We start from the raw sequence: 18,903 nt of genomic DNA, 5'->3' as shown, positions 1-18,903 counted from the left end.
TAATTGATTCTTTCTAAACGTTCACATTACCTATTAGCTTCATCCGCGACGTTGTCGCTTCACTTTGCTTCCTTGTATCATACGACAGAATCTAAGAATCTTTGCGTTTAAATAAATTATAAAAAAACAGATCCCAATTTTGGAATCTGTTCGCGTTCTATCAAATAATTATTAAATAGAGTTTATACTCTTAACTCTCAGTTTTTATTTAAGGGTAAACTTCACTTTTGTTTTAATGGCATCGGAAGAATTTCCAATCAGTGCTTCAAAATCTCCGGGTTCAGCTACCCAGTCATGTTTTTGAGCATCAAAGAAACTTAAAGCCGTTTTATCAATGGTGAAAGTAACTTCTTTCTGTTCGCCAGGATTCAGATATACTTTTTCAAAACCTTTCAGTTCTTTTGCAGGCCTTGGAACAGATGATTTTAAATCACTGATGTAAAGCTGGGCAACCTCAGCACCTGCCTTTTTACCTGTATTTTTAACTGTTACAGTAAATGTAATTTTACCATCCTGTGAAATGGTTGTCTGGTCTGCTTTTGCCTTTCCAAATTCAAAAGTCGTATAGCTCAATCCATGTCCGAAACTGAACAGAGGTTTTATATTTTTAGTATCATGCCAGCGGTAGCCTACAAAAACGCCTTCGTTGTAAGTAATATTGATAGGGTTTTTCTGGTCTTTACCTTTTCCAGCAGCCAACTCATCTTTCTGCCCGGGATATTCTCCAAGTTGATGTGCTGAATTGTCCTCCAGTTTTACAGGAAATGTAAACGGAAGTTTTCCTGATGGATTTGCATCACCTGCCAGAATAGAGGCAATAGAATTTCCAGCTTCAGAACCCAGATACCACGACTGTAAAACGGTCGGAACTTCTTTGATCCAAGGCATAGCTACGGCATTTCCGGAAACCAAAACAACAGCAAGATTTTTATTCGCTTTTGCAAGAGCAGAAATCACATGATCCTGGTTATAAGGAAGTCCATAGCTTTTTCTGTCATTTCCTTCACTGTCCTGGAAATCAGCTTTGTTCAATCCTCCTACAAAAATTACATAATCTGATTTTTTGGCCAATTCTACAGCTTCATTCAGCAATTCAGCTTCAGAACGGGTATCTTTTAAATCCTGTCCGGATTTTACCCCATTATATTCACCTCCGATATCTCCTACATAACCTCTCGCATACTGTACATCTGCCTGCTTTCCAAACCTTGACTTGATTCCGTCTAAAGGAAGAGCTTCGTATTTCACTTTTAAAGATGAAGAACCTCCACCAACTGTCATTATTTTAATGGCATTCTCTCCAATAACCGCTATTTTTTTAGCTTTATTAAGGTCAATAGGAAGTACATTACCCTGGTTCTTTAATAAGACGATTCCTTCTTCACCAATTTCTTTGGCAACAGCTTTATGCTCTTCAGAAGCAATATTCCCGAAAGGTTTATTGCGGTTCATTGTTGTTTTATAAGCAAGGCGAAGTAATCTTGTTACTTTATCATCAAGCTCTGTGGTTCCTACTTTTCCTGCTTTAATCAGATCAAGATAAGGTTTTGCCAGATAGTAGTTGTCATAGGCATTTTTAGTTCCGGCAGAAAGTCCGTTGGTCCACGATCCGAATTCCAGATCAAGTCCGTTATGAATCGCCTGTTCCGTATTGTTTACAGCACCCCAGTCGGAGACTACAACCCCTTTATAGTTCCATTCCTTTTTTAGAATATCATTTAATAGATATTGATTCTGGCTGGCATACTGGCCTTTGTACATATCATAAGCACCCATGATTGTCCACGAATCACCCTCTGTTACCGCTGCTTTGAAAGGTGGAAGATAAATTTCATAAAGAGCCCTGTCATCTACATTCACATTGCTCGTATGACGGAACATTTCCTGATTGTTCAGTGCAAAATGTTTCACAGAAGTTGCCACCCCATTAGATTGTACCCCTTTAATATAAGGAACTACCATTTTTGAGGTCAGATAAGGATCTTCACCCATATATTCAAAATTTCTTCCATTCAGAGGAGTTCTGTAGATATTGACTCCAGGTCCCAGAAGAATATCTTTTTTTCTGTAGCGGGCTTCTTCACCCAAAGCTTTACCATAATTCCATGACATTTTTTTATTCCATGTAGCGGATAAAGCAGTCAGAGCAGGGTAGGCGATAATGGAGTCGTTAGTCCATCCTGCCTGATCCCATTCGTCCCACATCACTTCAGGACGCACCCCGTGAGGACCGTCAGTGGTCCAGAATTCCGGAATTCCAAGTCTTGGAACACCCGGCGAACTGAATTTTGACTGTGCATGAAGCATTGCCACTTTCTCTTCCAGTGTCATTCTTGATAATGCATCCTGAATACGCTGTTCTACAGGTTTGGATTCATCTAAATAAACGGGAAGGATATTATTAGTCTGGGCCATATAAGAAGCAGAAATAAAGGTGAATAAACTTATAATGACGGTTTTCTTTAACATAATGCCTTTCTATTTGATTAAAAGCAAAAATAGAGAAAATTTTTTATTATCTCAAATTGAGAAAATAAATTTTAATGAATAAAAAAACTGTCCACGTATTTGCAGACAGCTTATTATTAAATATTTTTAATTATTAAGAAAAAAATCGAAATTGCAAAATGGTAAAAGACAAATGAAGCTACTCCTATATTTTCACTCAATACCTTTAACCCTACAACCCTCCTAACACAGTGCCTGGATTCCTACGGAATGGACAAGGTGGACGTATAGGTAAAGCGTGTAGTTTGTCCATTCTGTAGGAATCTACACCAAACCTCCTATTCTTAAATTCTCACCCGAAAACCCGTACCCCCGCATCTCGAATTCACTCTCAAATCCTCAGACTCATTAATCCCATCCTTTCACAGCTCCGCCTTTGAAAATCTCTTTGGCTTTCTTTTCCACTTCCGGAGACTGGTAGGCTTTTACAAAGTTTTTTACTTTCTGACTGTTTTTATTATCCTGTCTGGCAACCACCAGATTCACATACGGAGAGTCTTTATCTTCAATTAAGATCCCCTGTTTTTCCGAATCTAATCCTGCCTGAGCTGCAAAATTGTTATTGATAATTCCTACCACAACATCCCTGTCATCTAAGACTCTTGGAATCTGGGCTCCCTCAATCTCCATGATTTTCAGCTGTTTCGGGTTTTCTGTAATATCTGTTACTTTTGGCAGAAGTCCTACACCTTGTCTTAATTTTAGCAGACCTCCTTTCTGAAGCAGAAGCAGGGAACGTCCTCCATTGGTTGGGTCATTGGGAATAACAACAGTGTTGCCTTCCTGCAGCTGACTGATATTTTTAATCTTTTTTGAATAGGCTATAATAGGGTATACAAATGTATTTCCTACAGGTACAAGATGGTATCCTCTCTGCTTGGACTGCTCTGCCAGATAAGGAAGATGCTGAAAAGCATTGGCATCAATATCTCCGTTTGTCAGGGCTTCATTGGGAACTACATAATCATTAAAAGGAATAAGTTCCACATCCAGATTATATTTATCCTTAGCTACTTTTTTGGCAACCTCAGCAATTTCCTGTTCCGGACCATAGGTGATTCCTACCCGGATAAAGTTCGGATCATCTTTTCTTCCCGAACAAGCACTGAACAGCAGTATTCCGGCAGCTATTACACCAAAAATCTTTATTTTTTTCATTCTATTTTTTATTTAAATGGATTAGGACAGAACAAATGAGTAAAATAATATACTTTCCAGTTCGCATCCCAAACTCAACTACCTGTGATCAAATCTTTTTGACAACCGGTCTCCCGCAAATTGAATGATGAAGACCAGCAGAACCAGTAAAATTAATACCGTATTCATAATGACAATATCATATCCGATATAACCATACTGATAGCCAACCTGTCCAAGTCCGCCTGCACCTACAGCACCACCCATTGCAGAATATCCTACAAGCGTAATCAAAGTGATAGTGGCATTGTTGATTAAAGAAGGAAGTGCTTCAGGAAGCAATACTTTTCTGATAATCTGCAAAGGAGAAGCTCCCAAGGCTCTTGCCGTTTCTATAAGACCATGAGGAACCTCAATAAGGCTGTTCTCAACAAGTCTCGCAATAAACGGAGCTGCACCCACACTTAGCGGAACCAAAGCTGCATTTACTCCAATAGAAGTTCCTGCCAGAATTCTCGTAAAAGGAATCATCCATACGATCAGAATAATAAAAGGAATGGCACGGAAAATATTAACCAGAATAGATAGTCCTCTATGATAGACTGCATTTTCCAGCAGTTGTCCTTTTCTGGTTAAAAATAACATGATTCCCACCGGAAGTCCAAGTACAAATCCAAAAAATCCGGATAAAAATGTCATATAAACCGTTTCCCAGGTTCCTTTTGCCAAAAGGGCAATTACCGTATCACTAAGCATATCCTTTTACTGTATTTTGAATTTTATTTTGGTTGAAATAATAGATCGCCTGTTGGTTTTCTTCAGCCTCACCCTGAAGCTGCAGCAAAATTTTTCCAAAATTTGAATTTCCGAAATATTCTACGTCAGCCTTTAAAAGTTTATAAGGGATTTTATATTGATTGTATAGCGCTGAAAGAATTTGTTCAACACTGATGTTTTCGTTAAGTTCTATTTCGACAAGCGGAAATAAACCGTCTTTGGGTTCTTTCTGCAGTCTGCTAATGAATTCCTGTGGCAGGGTCATGATGTCTGAATTTATAAATTGCCGGATTATCGGGTTCTCTTTGTCCGAAATAATCTCGCTTAAAGTTCCTTTTGTTAATAATTTTCCTTTGTCGATCACTGCAACGTGGTTGCAGACGGCTTTGATAACTTCCATTTCGTGGGTAATTAAAAGGATGGTAATTCCCAGTCTCTGATTGATATCTCTTAAAAGCTGCAGAATAGATTGCGTTGTAGCCGGATCCAGCGCACTGGTTGCTTCATCACAAAGCAGAAGGTGAGGATCATTAGCTAGAGCCCTTGCAATAGCTACCCTCTGTTTCTGTCCTCCTGAAAGACTTCTGGGATAATCATTGGCTTTATCTTCAAGCCCTACGATCCTCAGTAGTTCGTTGACTTTTCTGTTGATTTCATCCTTACTGCTATGATCCAGTTCCAAAGGTAAAGCTACGTTATCAAAAACAGTTCTTGAAGAAAGAAGATTGAAATGCTGGAAGATCATTCCGATTTTTTTACGTTCCTCAGCCAATTGTTTAGAACTGAGCTGGGTAAAATCTTTTCCATTAATAATAATCTGCCCTTCATCCGGTCTTTCCAGTAAATTTACTGTACGGATAAGGGTACTTTTTCCTGCACCCGAAAAACCGATAATTCCTACAATATCTCCTTTCTCTATATTTAAACTCACCTTATCCAATGCCTTAAAGGACTGTTTTTTCTGGTGAAATGTTTTCGATATGTTTCTGATTTCTATCATTCTGATTTTGTATTCTGTTTAAATAGGCTGATATGGCCTGCCTGCTCTGTTAAAAAATCTTCTTACTCTTCTGATTTTTACCTTTGACCGTTTTGAAAGTCTGAAATACTTGGTGACATTCGTTAGAAGTACTCCCAGCAATATGATGAATAAACCATACAGCTGACCTCCATTGATGCTTTGGTTGGCAACAATCCAGCCTGCAATCACTGTTACAATAGGATTGATATAGGTGTGAGTGCTTACCAAGGCAGCGGGTTTTACGGACAGAAGCCAAATGTACGACAAATAAGCGACTATCGATCCAAAGAAGATCAAAAATAGAACCCCAAACCATGCCGATAATGGAACTGCAGAAACTGAAAAACCAGTCCATTCTTTTCTCATAAAAGCAATTAAAAATGAAGCTAATCCCGCTACTATAAGCTGTTGAGCAATATTCATAAAGGTAGATTGAGAAGCTGGATTTTTCTTTGAATATAAAGATCCCAGTACCCATGCGATGGAACTTAAGCCCAACACAATAAAGGCAGTGATACGTAGATTTTCATTAGCAATAGCATGAGCAGCATTTGAGTTTACACTGCCTTTTAAAAACATAATTAATCCTGCAAATCCAATGGCCAGTCCTATCGGAATAAATTTATCTGAGAAATAATATTTCCAGTTTTTTCTGTCGATTGCAATAAACCAGAACGGGCCGGTTGCAATAGAAATGGCCGCTTCTGAAGCCGTTACATATTGTTCTCCCCAGGCTACGAGTCCTGTTCCTCCGGTAAGAATAAGAATACCGGTAATTGCATTTTTCTTCCAGTTGATCAGAGAATTTGCTTTTTCTCCTTTAGAAAGAAGATATCCTATCATCAGAATTCCGGCAACCAGAAATCTTAACCCCGAAAGAATGAATGGCGGAAAACCTTTTAAGCCAAATGAAATAGCTAAAAACGTAATTCCCCATATCACATAGATGTTTGTAAAAGCCAATGGAATCAACCATTTGTTTTTAGAATTATTCATTTTTATTTTTTTAATGTTGTTGTGTTCAATAAAAAAAGGCTCTACCATGTGGTAAAGCCTTTAAAATATGTCTAAATAAAAGTAAGGTCAACCACAGTATTCTCGATGCACAGGCATACAGATATCCTTCATCATGTTTTTGATGGTATGTTTCTTAATTAAATTATTTTTTAATTCTGTCTTCATTTTATTCTATTTCCTGAATACGTTTGCAAATATATAATTTAATTTTTATTAGTCCACTAAAAAAGTAGACATTTTAAATATTAATTTATTATTAATAGTTTAATATATTGTTTGTTAGTGTTTTATTAGTTGTTTGTTTACTGTTTTTTTAAATTAAAAAACAGTTTTAGTTCTTTTTTATTTCAAAAAAAATAAAAAATATTGCTTGTTTTTCATTATCAAAAATGTAAAATAAATTGAAATTTATGAGAATTAAATAATTTTATATTGTTAAAAAGAAAACAGGTAGAAATTTATTCTGATGCATTTTTATTTTGTAGATTATTTATAAACCTTGATTTATTTATTGCGGGAACTCCCATTAAATCTGTGAATTTTAAATCAACTTATTATTATCAGATTAACGCGACAAGATCATTGGATCTTTTTATTTATTAAACTAGTTAAATGCGCAGCATTTCTGTTCACTGTAATTTAGCATAAAAATTAAAGACAATGGACAATAGAATAATAGGTCTGCATCATATTACTGCAATAGCAGACAATGCCAAAAGAAATTTAGATTTTTATACCCAGGTTTTAGGAGTAAGACTGGTGAAAAAAACAGTGAATTTTGACGATCCGGGAACTTATCATTTCTATTTTGGGAATGAAAACGGAACACCGGGAACCATTCTTACCTTCTTTCCATGGGAAGGAATTGGTAAAGGAAATAACGGAAGCGGAATGGCTACCCATATTGGATATTCAGTACCCAAAGGAAGTCTTGAGTTCTGGAAAAACAGATTGCAAAGCTTTAATGTAAATGTGGAAGAAGAAGAAGTATTTGGAGAAAAGATGATTTCTTTTAAAGATCCTGACGGTCTACAGTTACAGTTGATAGAACCTGCAGGTGAAGACAGCAGAAAAGTATGGACAACTGATGACATCAAAGATGAATATGCATTGAAAGGATTCCATAATGTAACTTTAACCTTAAAAAAAGCAGATCCTACAATAAAAGTTCTGACTGATGTTTTAGGTTACGATTTGCAGAAACAGGAAGGAGAAAGATACAGATTGGCTACCGATGCAATTGATACGGCAAATCTTGTAGATATTATTGAAAACAGTACAATTCCTGCGGGAAGAAATGCTGCCGGAACCAATCATCATATTGCATTCAGAGTGAAAGATGACAACGTTCTGATGGAATATCGTGAAAAAGTATTATCTGCAGGACTAAGCATTACTCCGAAAATCAACAGAGATTATTTCTATTCATTGTATTTCCGTGAGCCGGGAGGTGTTTTGTTTGAAATTGCAACTGACAATCCGGGGTTCACTGTGGATGAGCCATTGAATGAGTTGGGAACAAACCTGAAGCTTCCTGCACAGTACGAAGGAATGCGTGAGAAAATAGAAGGAGTACTTCCGAAGTTATCATAGATCATCGGCCGGCTCTGATAAAGATGCTAATTTTGAATTAAGAATTAAAAACAATAAAATGGAAAGAACAGAAATAGTTTTAGAAGGAAGAAAAGGAGAAATCCAGCTTTTCTCAGACGATCATAAAGCAGGTAAAATGGATATTTCAGTCATTGGAAAAAAACTGACGGTTTATCATACTGAGGTACATCCGGAATATGAAGGAAAAGGTTTTGCTAAAATTTTATTAGAAAGACTGGTTTCCTACGCAAGAGAAAACGATTTAAAAATTCTGCCGTTATGTCCGTATGTTCACGCACAGTTCAAACGTCATCCGGAAGAATATAATGATGTGTGGATGAAAGAAGAACTGTAGTGAGTTTGAGAGGCGAGTTTCGGGATGCGGGTTTTTGAGTTTCGGGGTTTTGAATACGAGTTTTAGGGTTTGAGAGTAAGAGAATTTGAGATGGTAAGAGCATAGATTACTTCGGAATGGACGAACTATGCGCTTTATTTATCCGTCCACCTTGTCATCCCGTAGGAATCTAAACATTGTATGTTGCCTCTGGAAACAATCCTAGAGATTTTTCTTCCTTTTACCATTCCGCCTTCTTCATTTATTTGCTATTTTACCCTTTCGCAATTTTGCCTTTTTATCCATCACAATAATTAATTAACAATTTCAACACAATGAAACTTATCACAGGACTGCATCACGTTACGGCAATTACCGGCAATGCACAGGAAAATATAGACTTTTACACTGGCGTTTTGGGCCTTCGTTTAGTCAAAAAAACGGTCAATTTTGATTACTCAGATGTTTATCATTTTTATTTCGGGGACGAATACGGAACACCGGGAACGATCATGACTACTTTTCCGTATGGCAAAGATCTGATCAATGGCAGACACGGGAAAGGAATGCTCAATACGACTGCATTTTCAGTTTCTATAGAAGCTCTGGATTATTGGATGAACCGTCTGGAACAGTTTAATATTCCTTTCAAACAGCCACAGCAAAGATTCTCAGAAGAAGTTTTTATTTATCTTGAAGATTTTGACGGATTGGGTTTGGAGTTGGTTTTCAATGATAAGGATGAAAGAAAAGGATATTACAATGGTTATATTCCTAAAGATTATGCCGTCAAAGGAATTCATCACGTAGAAATCTGGCAGGATGCCTATGAAAGAACGGCCGCTCTTCTGACCACTCAGATGGATCATAAAGTGATTAAGGAAACTCCTGACAGACTGAGATTGGGAACAGAAAATATGCCTGGAAAATATGTAGATCTATTGTCTACTCCTAATGCATTGAAAGGATTAGCTGGAAGAGGAACTGTTCATCATGTAGCTTTCGCTACTCCGGATGCGGCCTCTCAGCTTGAAATGGTAAAAAGATTAAATGCCTACGGACTGGAACATACCGAAGTGAAAGACAGAAAATATTTTACTTCCGTATATTTTAAAGAACCAGGAGGTGTTTTATTTGAAATTGCAACTTCCGGCCCTGGTTTCGATGTAGATGAAGAAGCAGCGTTTTTAGGAGAAGCTCTGCAGTTGCCACAGCAGTTTGAAAAAAGAAGAGAACGTCTGAAAGAAGTTCTTCCCGCAATTAATTATCCAACAGAAAAATTCAGATAGAAATAATGAGTCATATTTTAAATATAAAAACAGCAGGAATTCCATTAAACCAGGCAGAAAAAGCTTTGATTATGGTTCATGGACGTGGAGGAAGCGCTCAGGATATTCTGAGTTTATCTCAACATTTGAATGTAAAAGACTATGCTTTATTAGCCCCACAGGCTTTGAATCATACCTGGTATCCTTTTTCATTTATAGCACCGGTAGAACAAAACGAACCATGGTTATCATCAGCCCTTGAAATGGTTGAAGAAACAGTAAAAGCTGCCGTAAAAGCAGGAATTAAACCGGAAAATATATACTTTTTCGGATTTTCTCAGGGAGCCTGCCTTACCCTTGAATTTCTGGCCCGCAATGCTCAGAAGTTCGGTGGAGCAGCAGCCATTATTGGTGGAGTGATAGGAGATAAGATCAATCGTGAAAACTATAAAGGAGATTTCGCCGGAACCCCTGTTTTTCTGGGAACCAGCAACCCTGATTTTCATGTTCCTGTAGAAAGAGTATATGCTACAGCCAATATTTTACGAGAAATGAATGCTGAGGTGACAGAAAAAGTATATGCCAATTTTGGACATTCTATTAATGAGGAAGAAATTGAATTGGCTAACTTGATACTATTTAAATAAGTATTTTAACTTTAAAATTATTCGTAATTTTTAAAGACCTTTAATGTGTTTAAGTAAAGTTACGATTCCTCCGGAATGACAAAGTGAATGGATAGATAAGGCGTAATATTTGTCATTCCGGAGGAATCTATCAAGCATCATTAATTATTCAATAGAGGTGGACTTTAGCCCGCCTTAAGAAAATAAATATTCTATTGGCTTTAGCCAAAACTTATAACCTAAAGAAAATGCACGAACAACTACTTTTAATATTAGGCCTTTTATTACTCGTCATGATGCTGGTCATGCTGGCACAACGGATTAAAATTGCTTATCCTATCTTTCTGGTGCTCGCCGGATTAGGAATTAGTTTTATTCCGGGAGTTCCTGTTTTAAAGCTGGACCCCGAAATTATATTTTTAATTTTTTTACCTCCTCTTTTGTATGAAGCAGCCTGGTATACTTCATGGAATGATTTCTGGAAATGGAAACGTCCCATCAGCCTGCTGGCTTTTGGTCTTGTATTTCTGACCTCTCTGGTAGTTGCCTATACTTCACAGATGCTGATTCCCGGATTTACACTGGCATTAGGATTTTTATTGGGAGGAATTGTCTCACCACCGGATGCTGTTGCTGCCACTACAGTCTTAAAAGGATTAAAAGTTCCAAAACGCACTCTTGCTATACTGGAAGGAGAAAGCCTGATTAATGATGCCTCTTCACTGATTGTTTTCAGATTTGCGCTGGCCGCAGTAATGACAGGAGCTTTTTCAATGCATGAAGCAACAGGGCAGTTTTTTCTGGTAGCAGGAATGGGAATTGTAATAGGAATTGCCGGAGCTCATATTTTTTATGCAATTCACCGGTTTTTACCTACTACACCCGCTATTGATGCTGCCATTACCGTAATTACGCCTTATATTCTGTTTCTTTCTGCAGAACATTTTCATTTTTCGGGAGTAATGGCTGTAGTGAGTGGAGGTTTATTTATGTCTTTCCGTGCTCATGAAATTTTTAAAACAGGAACTACAAGAATCAATATGACAGGAGTCTGGAATACTCTGATTTTCGTAATGAATGCTTTAGTCTTTGTATTAATAGGTCTTGAACTTCCGGATATCATCAATGGATTGGGCGAAATTTCATTAATGGAAGGAATCAAATATGGTTTAATTATAAGTTTGATCGTTATTATAGTACGTCTGTTATGGATTTATCCTGTGGCTCATATCCCAAGATGGCTGAGTGAAAAAGCCCGCCGTGATCCAAGTCCGGGATGGAAAAATCCTTTAATTATAGGATGGGCAGGAATGAGAGGAGTTGTATCTTTGGCTACAGCTTTGTCAATACCAGTAATGATGAACAGTCAGGCCGAATTTCCGATGAGAAACCTGATCATTTTTATCACATTTGTGGTCATTTTTGTGACATTGGTGTTTCAGGGATTGACACTGCCTTTGGTGATCAAATTGACAAAAATTCAGGAAATTGATCCTATTCTTCCTTCCCATGAACAGCAGGCCGGGATTCAAATGAGACTGGATAAGCTTGCTGTCCAAAAACTTGATAAAGAATATAATGAATTGGTGAACAGCAATAGTCTGCTTGAGAATTTTAAAAAAGCTCTGGAAACCGATATTAAACTTCATCAGAATCATTTAAACTCTTTGGAAATGTGTACTAACAGACGAAACGATATGGCAGAATATCACAATGTGATGCTGGATATATTTGCCCTGCAGAGAAAAGAACTGTTTCAAATGAAACGTGAAAAACGCTTCAGCGAAGACGAAATAAGAAAAGCAGAATCTCAATTGGACCTGAACGAACTGAAGATTACAGGGAATAAGCACTTGTAAAAGTGAGATCAACAGCTATAAACTTTAAACTCTGAACCTTGAATTTTAAATCTTAAAACATGAAAACATTACATTTTTTAGTCATTGGAAAGAATCAGGAAATTCTCGAGACTTTAAAAAGAATTATAGAAAATAATGAAGGTTGGACTGCCGAAATACAAAGTGAGGAAAATTTCTGTTATGAATATATAAGAGATAATGCGGTAGATATTGTTCTTCTAAGTTCAGGACTTGAGGAAGATTTTGAAAAAGACATTAAAATATTTTGCGCTGATTTACATAAAGATGTTAAAGTGATTGAGCATTACGGAGGAGGAAGTGGACTTTTAAAGAATGAAGTTTACAGTCTTTTTCCTAATTTGCAGGGGTAAACCTGACATTATGTTTGAAAATATCATCAAAAATATTACCCGATTTATCTCAATCACCCCCGAAGAAGAAAAAATATTTACAGATCTGCTCTCTTGCCAGTCGTTTCCAAAGAAAACCGTTTTGCTGAGAGAAGGAGAGATCTGTCAGTTTGAAGGCTATATTCACAAAGGATGTCTTAGAATGTATTGTTTGGATGATAATGGATCTGAAGTCACTTTGCTGTTTGCCATTGAAGACTGGTGGATCAGTGATATTGCCTCATTTCAGGAACAGAAACCTTCTAAAGTGTATATTGAAACGCTGGAAGATTCGGAAATCTATATGCTGAATCCTGCAACAAAAGAAAAACTACTGCAGGAAGTCCCTAAATTTGAAAGAGTTTTCAGAATGCTGGTTCAGAGGAATCTGGCAACACTGCAAAGCCGATTGGTCAATACCATTTCCAAAACTGCCTCAGACAGATACCTTGAATTTATTAAAGTATATCCTTCAATCCCACAAAGAGTAGCACAATATTATATTGCTTCCTACCTTGGGGTTTCAAAAGAATTTGTAAGTACCATCAGAAAACGTCTTGCCTCAAAGGAGAAATAACCTTTAGGTTTTAAGAACCCTCTCTTTTATTTTATCAATTCAAGAATAAATACTGATGAATACAACGGTGAGATTCTACGGAATGACAAACTGTATGGAGAGAAAAAGCGTATTATTTGTCATTCCGTAGGAATCTAAACATAGTTATTCTTAAATATTCTTACCTGCCTCAAAAGTTTAAATATCATCATACTGCCGGTTACACAAGTATCCGGCATTTTTTTTTGCTGCAAAGTCATTTATTAAACTAGTTAAATGTGCAGGGTTTTTCAGCGCTCTACATTTGTCATATCAAAAACGAACAAATAACAACGTAGATATGGACAGAAAAGATTTTTTAAAAAAAGGATTACTCGGAACAGGAATGTTTGTAGCATCAGCTTCTCTGGCAAATGCTATGAAAAACGAGATTGATGAGATCGAACCATTAGAACCCATCGGATACAATCATCTTCCTAATACAGAATCAAAAATAAAAGATAGCTCTATCATCCACAGAGCAGACTCAAGAGGAAAAGCAGACCACGGATGGTTATTAAGCCAGCACACTTTCAGTTTTGCCAATTATTACAATCCTGAAAGAATGCACTTCGGAGTCCTGAGAGTCCTGAATGACGATAAAGTGGAAGCAGGAAGAGGTTTTGGAACACATCCTCACGACAATATGGAGATCATCAGTATTCCTTTGGATGGTGATCTTGAACATAAAGACAGCATGGGGAACACAGCAGTAATCAGAAGCGGAGATATCCAGGTGATGAGTGCAGGAACCGGAATCATGCACAGTGAGTTCAACAAAAACAGTGATAAGCTTGTAAAATTTCTTCAGATCTGGATCTACCCGAAAAAAAGAAATATCACTCCAAGATATGACCAGATCACTTTAGACAAAACGAAAGGACACAATAAATTTCAACAGATCCTTTCCCCCAATGCGGATGACGAAGGAGTATGGATTCATCAGGACGCCTGGTTTCATCTGGGAACTTTTGATCAGAATACAGAAACACTTTATCAGATCAGAAAAAAAGGAAACGGAATGTATGTTTTCATTCTTAAAGGAAGCGCAGAAATAGGCGGAGAGACTTTGGAAGAACGTGATGGATTCGGAGTCTGGGATATTCAGGATGTCAATATTAAAGCACTAAAAGAAGGTACAGAAATCCTTGTGATTGACGTGCCAATGACACTATAAATAAAAATTCAACAGAAATAGCAACCCTTAAATTAAATCATTATGAAAAAATTAATCCTATCATTTGCAGCTGGTTTATTATCATTAACAGCATCCGCTCAAAACCCTGGAAAATCATTATTAAATCCTACTAATCATGCTGTGGTATTGATAGACCATGAAGGGCAGATGGCTTTTGCAACAAAAAGTATCAGTATGGAAGAATTAAGAAACAATGTGGCACTTGTAGCGGGAGGATCAAAGATTTTTAATGTTCCAACAGTGGTAACAACGGTGGCAGAAAAATCATTCAGCGGACCTGTTTTCCCTGAAATTTCAGAAGTATATCCTGAAGCAACAAGCGGATATGTAGACAGAACTACAATGAATACATGGGAAGATCTTAATGCTCACAAAGCAATTACAGGCAAAAATAAAAAGAAACTGGTTTTCGCAGGATTATGGACAAGTGTATGTATCGTAGGACCAGTATTATCAGCTATTGACGAGGGATATGATGTATATGTGGTAACAGATGCTTCAGGGGATATTTCTAAAGAAGCTCATGATCAGTCAATCACCCGTATGGTTCAGGCCGGAGCACATCCTATTACTTCTGTTCAGTATGTATTGGAACTTCAGAGAGACTGGGCAAGAAAAGAAACCTACAAACCAGTCAATGATTTGATGAAAAAATATGGTGGAGCTTACGGTATTGGAATTCAGTATGCTCAGGAAATGTTAAAACATTAATGGTCTGTTTCGGCAGGCTGAAAGCCTGCCGAAACCTTCAAACTTAAATATTGAAATAATGAAATTACTGAATACACTTATATTTTCCTCCGTTTTAGGGACAGGAATTCTGCACGCTCAGAAAGCAGATATGATTATTACCAATGGGAAGATCACCACAATGGATGATAAAAATCCTGAAGTACAGGCTGTAGCTATAAAAGACCATAAAATCTTACAAACCGGAACGAATGCCCAGATTTTAAAATTAAAAAGCAGCAATACAAAAGTCATTGATGCCAGAGGAAACAGAGTAATCCCTGGATTGTTTGACAGCCATTTGCATGTGATTCGCGGAGGAAGATTTTACAATACTGAACTTCGCTGGGATGGAGTGAGATCCTTAAAAAGAGCGCTGGAAATGCTGAAAGAACAGGCGCAGAGAACCCCAAAAGGACAATGGGTAAGAGTGATTGGAGGCTGGAATGAATATCAGTTTGAAGAAAAACGACTTCCTACACTGGCTGAAATTAATGAAGCAACAGGAAATGTACCCACTTTCATCATGTACCTTTATGGGAAAGCATGGTTGAACAAAGCCGGATTACAGGAACTCAATATCAATGGAGAAACTCCTAGTCCTGCACAAGGTTTAATTGAGAAAGATAACAACGGAGACCCTACAGGTTTACTGGTGGCAGAGCCCAATGCATTTATTCTTTATTCAACATTAGCCAAATTGCCGGAGCTGAAAGAAGAAGAAAAAGTAAATTCTACCCTTCAATACATGACTGAGCTGAACAGATTGGGGGTAACGGCTGTAATGGATGCAGGAGGAGGATTTCAGAATTTCCCTGATGATTACGGAACGACAGACCAATTGAACAAAGAAGGAAAAATTACTGTTCGTTTACCTTACTATTTATTTGCTCAGAAAAAAGGATCCGAACTCGCAGATTATACCAAATGGATAGGGATGGTAGAGATTGACGACCATGGCCACAATGATTTCAACGAAATAGATTATCATGTAAATGGAGGCGGGGAAAACCTGGTATCAGATGGAGCCGATTTTGAAAACTTCCTTTTCCCAAGACCGGAGCTTCCCGCAACCATGGAAAAAAATATGAAAGAAGTCGTAAGCCTTCTGGTAAAAAATAAATGGCCTTTTAGAATTCATGCGACCTATAATGAAAGCATCACAAGATTTTTGAATGTCATTGAAGAAGTGAATAAAGAAACTCCTTTGAACGGATTGGTCTGGTTTATTGATCATGCTGAAACCGTGACTGAAGACAATATGAAAAGAATTAAAGCAATGGGTGGCGGAATTGCCATACAGCACAGAATGGCTTATCAGGGAGAAAGCTTCATCCACAGATACGGAAAAAAGCCTGCTTTAGCTTCTCCTCCGGTGAAAAAAATGCTTGAAATGGGAATTCCTGTAGGATTGGGAACGGATGGAACCAGAGTAGCAAGCTACAATCCATGGGTTGCTTTGTACTGGATTACTACAGGAAAAACAATCGGTGGAAACCAGGTAATGGGTAAAGAAAATACCCTGGATAGAAAGACAGCCTTATCCCTTTCTACCTATGGCGGATATGAATTAATAAAAGACTATCAGAAAGGAAAAATACAAAAGGGATATTTTGCAGACCTTACCATTTTAGACAAAGATTATTTCACGGTCAATGATGAAGACATTAAAAATATTACTTCCAAACTGACGATTGTAGACGGAAAAGTAGTTTACGGAGACGAAACTTATAAAACTGCCGCTCCGGTATCTCTTCCGGTCATTCCGGACTGGTCACCTGTAAAATATTACGGAGGTTATCAAACAAAATAGTTTTAAACCACAAAAGCTACAAGTATTTCAACTGAAGAGGGTAAAAATTCCCCTTCTCTGGAGGGTGGCAAAAATTCTTTGAATTTTTGACGGGGTGGTCTTACACGCAAAACCTGCCACAACATCAAAGTAAGCACAATCATCTGTGTCATCTGCGGTTAAACAAAATCCCCTCAATTTCATTCTTAAAAATTCTATTTAAATCATGAAAAAGTTAATCCATATTATCACCAATACCAATCCGGCAGGAAAATTAACAGATACTGCACTGTTGGTTTTCAGGATCTTACTTTCTGTAGAATTAATCGTAGCCCACGGATTAAAAAAATTAGGGGTAGGCGTTTCAGAAGCAGAGCAGGTTCCAAATCCACTACACCTTCCGGAAGCATTCAACAGTCTTTTTGCTGATGCCGCCAATCTGGTGTTTCCGGTGTTTGTCATCTTTGGGTTTCTCACAAGAATTGCAGTATTGCCCATCTTGGCGGTGACCCTTACAGGTTACTTTATCCTTCATTGGAATGACGCATTATTAGTGAAAGATACCCCCTTTATGTACAGCTTATGTTATCTGTTTTTACTGTTTATGGGATCTGGAAAATACTCAGTTGATAATTTTTTAACAAAGAAATAATCATGAAAAAACTGGTTGCTATTGTACTCTTTCTGCAGATTTTTATTCCCACTCAGCTTTCTGCTCAGTTTAAGCTGATGAGGTTTGATGAAGATTATGCTGCATATAAAGACTCTGCAAAAACTTTTTATAACTCCATAAAATATATCCCGGTTACAGAAAACAACAACTATCTGTCATTGGGAGGAGAAGCAAGACTGGAATTTGTGGATTTTAATAATGAAGATTGGGGAAGATCAGGAATTGGAAGCAATCCCTTTCTGATTCAGAGATATAATATACACGCTGATTTGCATCTGGGCTCGCGGGTAAGAATTTTCGGACAGGTGAGAAGTGCCTGGGAAAACGGAAGAAAGAACGGACCAAGGCCAATTGATGAAGACCATTTGAATATCCAGAATCTCTTCATTGATGTAGATATCCTGAAAAATGACAAAGAAAAGCTGACGGTGCGTGCGGGAAGGCAAGAACTGGATTATGGAAGCGGAAGACTGATCTCAGTAAGAGAAGGACCGAATTTAAGATTGTATTTCGATGGCGTAAAATTCATGTACAAAAGAGGGAATTTCAGATCTGATGCCTTTATGATGGCTGCCAGTGAAATCAGTCCCGGAGCATTTGATAATACCTCTTCAAAATCTATCAATCTTTGGGGAAGTTACAATACCTTGATTATTCCCAGAAGTGGAAATCTGGAGCTGTATTATTTGGGAATTCACAGAAAAGATGTACGCTTTGAAGACGGAATTTCAGATGAGACCAGACATACTTTCGGAGGGAGATTCTGGAGATATGGTGGTGGTTTTATCTACAATTTTGAAGCAGCTTATCAATTCGGAAACTTCAATAAAGGAAATATCAGTGCATGGACGGCTTCTGCAGACATCGGATATATGTTTGAAAATGTAAAAGGAAAACCGACCATCAATCTCAGAAATGATTATATTTCAGGAGACAGCAATAAAGGAGACGGAAAACTGGGAACATTCAATCCTCTGTATCCGAAAGGCGGATATTTTGGATTTAATCCTCAGATTGGTCCTGTCAATCTGATTGATATCCATCCTTATGCAACCGTAGATTTGAGTGAAAAAATAACCGTTCAGGCAGATGTCGTTTTCAACTGGAGATATTCTACCCAGGACGGAATTTACAGACCGAGCGGAACATTGAACCTGCCGTCCTCAAATTCAAAGAAAAGATACATCGGAACTGCTTTCTTAGGAAGCTTTAATTATAAAATCAATAAATTCTTAACCTTTAATACAGGAATACAATATTTCAATACAGGCGAATTCATCAACGAGGTGATCGATAACCACAAAGACGGACTCTTTATCAACTCCAGAATTGTATTTAAATTTTAAAAGAAATATGATGTTATAAAAAATACAAGAATATCCTAAAA

At 37.5% G+C, this 18,903-nt stretch carries 17 protein-coding genes; 12 read left to right on the top strand and 5 right to left on the bottom strand.

What is annotated here, in order from left to right:
- Positions 1–204: 204 nt before the first annotated feature.
- The 5 genes from CHRYMOREF3P_RS06565 to CHRYMOREF3P_RS06545 form a co-directional block, all read right to left on the bottom strand.
- Positions 205–2,415, bottom strand: coding sequence for a glycoside hydrolase family 3 C-terminal domain-containing protein (locus CHRYMOREF3P_RS06565; RefSeq protein ID WP_410500286.1), 2,211 nt, complete (start codon positions 2,413–2,415; stop codon positions 205–207).
- 441 nt (positions 2,416–2,856) lie between these two features.
- On the bottom strand, positions 2,857–3,666 hold the full coding sequence (gene metQ, locus CHRYMOREF3P_RS06560; RefSeq protein ID WP_077418565.1) for a methionine ABC transporter substrate-binding lipoprotein MetQ: 810 nt from the start codon (positions 3,664–3,666) through the stop codon (positions 2,857–2,859).
- A 78-nt stretch (positions 3,667–3,744) separates the two neighbouring features.
- Positions 3,745–4,401: a methionine ABC transporter permease MetI gene (metI, locus tag CHRYMOREF3P_RS06555; RefSeq protein ID WP_047378236.1), complete on the bottom strand. Its 657-nt coding sequence runs from the start codon at positions 4,399–4,401 to the stop codon at positions 3,745–3,747.
- Positions 4,394–5,422, bottom strand: a complete 1,029-nt coding sequence (locus tag CHRYMOREF3P_RS06550; RefSeq protein ID WP_077418566.1) for a methionine ABC transporter ATP-binding protein — start codon at positions 5,420–5,422, stop codon at positions 4,394–4,396. Before CHRYMOREF3P_RS06550 ends, metI begins: the two co-directional genes overlap by 8 nt.
- Positions 5,423–5,440: 18 nt before the next feature.
- Positions 5,441–6,439, bottom strand: coding sequence for an EamA family transporter (locus tag CHRYMOREF3P_RS06545; RefSeq protein ID WP_175627274.1), 999 nt, complete (start codon positions 6,437–6,439; stop codon positions 5,441–5,443).
- A 681-nt stretch (positions 6,440–7,120) separates the two neighbouring features.
- Between CHRYMOREF3P_RS06545 and CHRYMOREF3P_RS06540 the strand changes: the two genes are divergently transcribed.
- The 12 genes from CHRYMOREF3P_RS06540 to CHRYMOREF3P_RS06485 all read left to right on the top strand — a co-directional run bounded on the left by CHRYMOREF3P_RS06540 (position 7,121) and on the right by CHRYMOREF3P_RS06485 (position 18,862).
- On the top strand, positions 7,121–8,053 hold the full coding sequence (locus tag CHRYMOREF3P_RS06540) for a ring-cleaving dioxygenase (protein ID WP_180564165.1): 933 nt from the start codon (positions 7,121–7,123) through the stop codon (positions 8,051–8,053).
- A gap of 58 nt (positions 8,054–8,111) precedes the next feature.
- Complete coding sequence (locus CHRYMOREF3P_RS06535) at positions 8,112–8,408, top strand: GNAT family N-acetyltransferase (protein ID WP_149386463.1); 297 nt, start codon at positions 8,112–8,114, stop codon at positions 8,406–8,408.
- Between the two features lie 314 nt (positions 8,409–8,722).
- The gene (locus CHRYMOREF3P_RS06530; RefSeq protein WP_180564164.1) at positions 8,723–9,676 is read left to right on the top strand and encodes a ring-cleaving dioxygenase; all 954 of its coding nucleotides are present in this window, start codon (positions 8,723–8,725) and stop codon (positions 9,674–9,676) included.
- Between the two features lie 5 nt (positions 9,677–9,681).
- Positions 9,682–10,302 carry an alpha/beta hydrolase gene (locus CHRYMOREF3P_RS06525; protein ID WP_077418571.1) on the top strand — a complete coding sequence of 207 codons (621 nt, stop codon included), beginning with the start codon at positions 9,682–9,684 and terminating at the stop codon, positions 10,300–10,302.
- 227 nt (positions 10,303–10,529) lie between these two features.
- Positions 10,530–12,140, top strand: a complete 1,611-nt coding sequence (locus tag CHRYMOREF3P_RS06520; protein ID WP_077418572.1) for a Na+/H+ antiporter — start codon at positions 10,530–10,532, stop codon at positions 12,138–12,140.
- A gap of 59 nt (positions 12,141–12,199) precedes the next feature.
- A complete protein-coding gene (locus CHRYMOREF3P_RS06515; RefSeq protein WP_077418573.1) occupies positions 12,200–12,511 on the top strand; it encodes a hypothetical protein in 312 nt (103 codons plus the stop codon).
- A gap of 10 nt (positions 12,512–12,521) precedes the next feature.
- Positions 12,522–13,106 carry a Crp/Fnr family transcriptional regulator gene (locus CHRYMOREF3P_RS06510; protein WP_180564163.1) on the top strand — a complete coding sequence of 195 codons (585 nt, stop codon included), beginning with the start codon at positions 12,522–12,524 and terminating at the stop codon, positions 13,104–13,106.
- 319 nt (positions 13,107–13,425) lie between these two features.
- On the top strand, positions 13,426–14,301 hold the full coding sequence (locus tag CHRYMOREF3P_RS06505) for a pirin family protein (RefSeq protein ID WP_180564162.1): 876 nt from the start codon (positions 13,426–13,428) through the stop codon (positions 14,299–14,301).
- Between the two features lie 42 nt (positions 14,302–14,343).
- The gene (locus CHRYMOREF3P_RS06500) at positions 14,344–15,033 is read left to right on the top strand and encodes a hydrolase (protein ID WP_077418576.1); all 690 of its coding nucleotides are present in this window, start codon (positions 14,344–14,346) and stop codon (positions 15,031–15,033) included.
- 58 nt (positions 15,034–15,091) lie between these two features.
- The gene (locus CHRYMOREF3P_RS06495; RefSeq protein ID WP_180564161.1) at positions 15,092–16,864 is read left to right on the top strand and encodes an amidohydrolase; all 1,773 of its coding nucleotides are present in this window, start codon (positions 15,092–15,094) and stop codon (positions 16,862–16,864) included.
- 205 nt (positions 16,865–17,069) lie between these two features.
- A complete protein-coding gene (locus CHRYMOREF3P_RS06490; RefSeq protein WP_180564160.1) occupies positions 17,070–17,495 on the top strand; it encodes a DoxX family protein in 426 nt (141 codons plus the stop codon).
- Positions 17,496–17,497: 2 nt separating this feature from the next.
- Complete coding sequence (locus CHRYMOREF3P_RS06485) at positions 17,498–18,862, top strand: alginate export family protein (RefSeq protein WP_180564159.1); 1,365 nt, start codon at positions 17,498–17,500, stop codon at positions 18,860–18,862.
- The last annotated feature ends 41 nt before the right edge of the window (positions 18,863–18,903 follow it).

Source organism: Chryseobacterium sp. JV274, from assembly GCF_903969135.1.
In the GTDB taxonomy this organism is placed as follows: domain Bacteria; phylum Bacteroidota; class Bacteroidia; order Flavobacteriales; family Weeksellaceae; genus Chryseobacterium.
The sequence above is the reverse complement of the archived record's forward strand: the minus strand, read 5'-3'. Positions and strand labels throughout refer to the sequence as shown.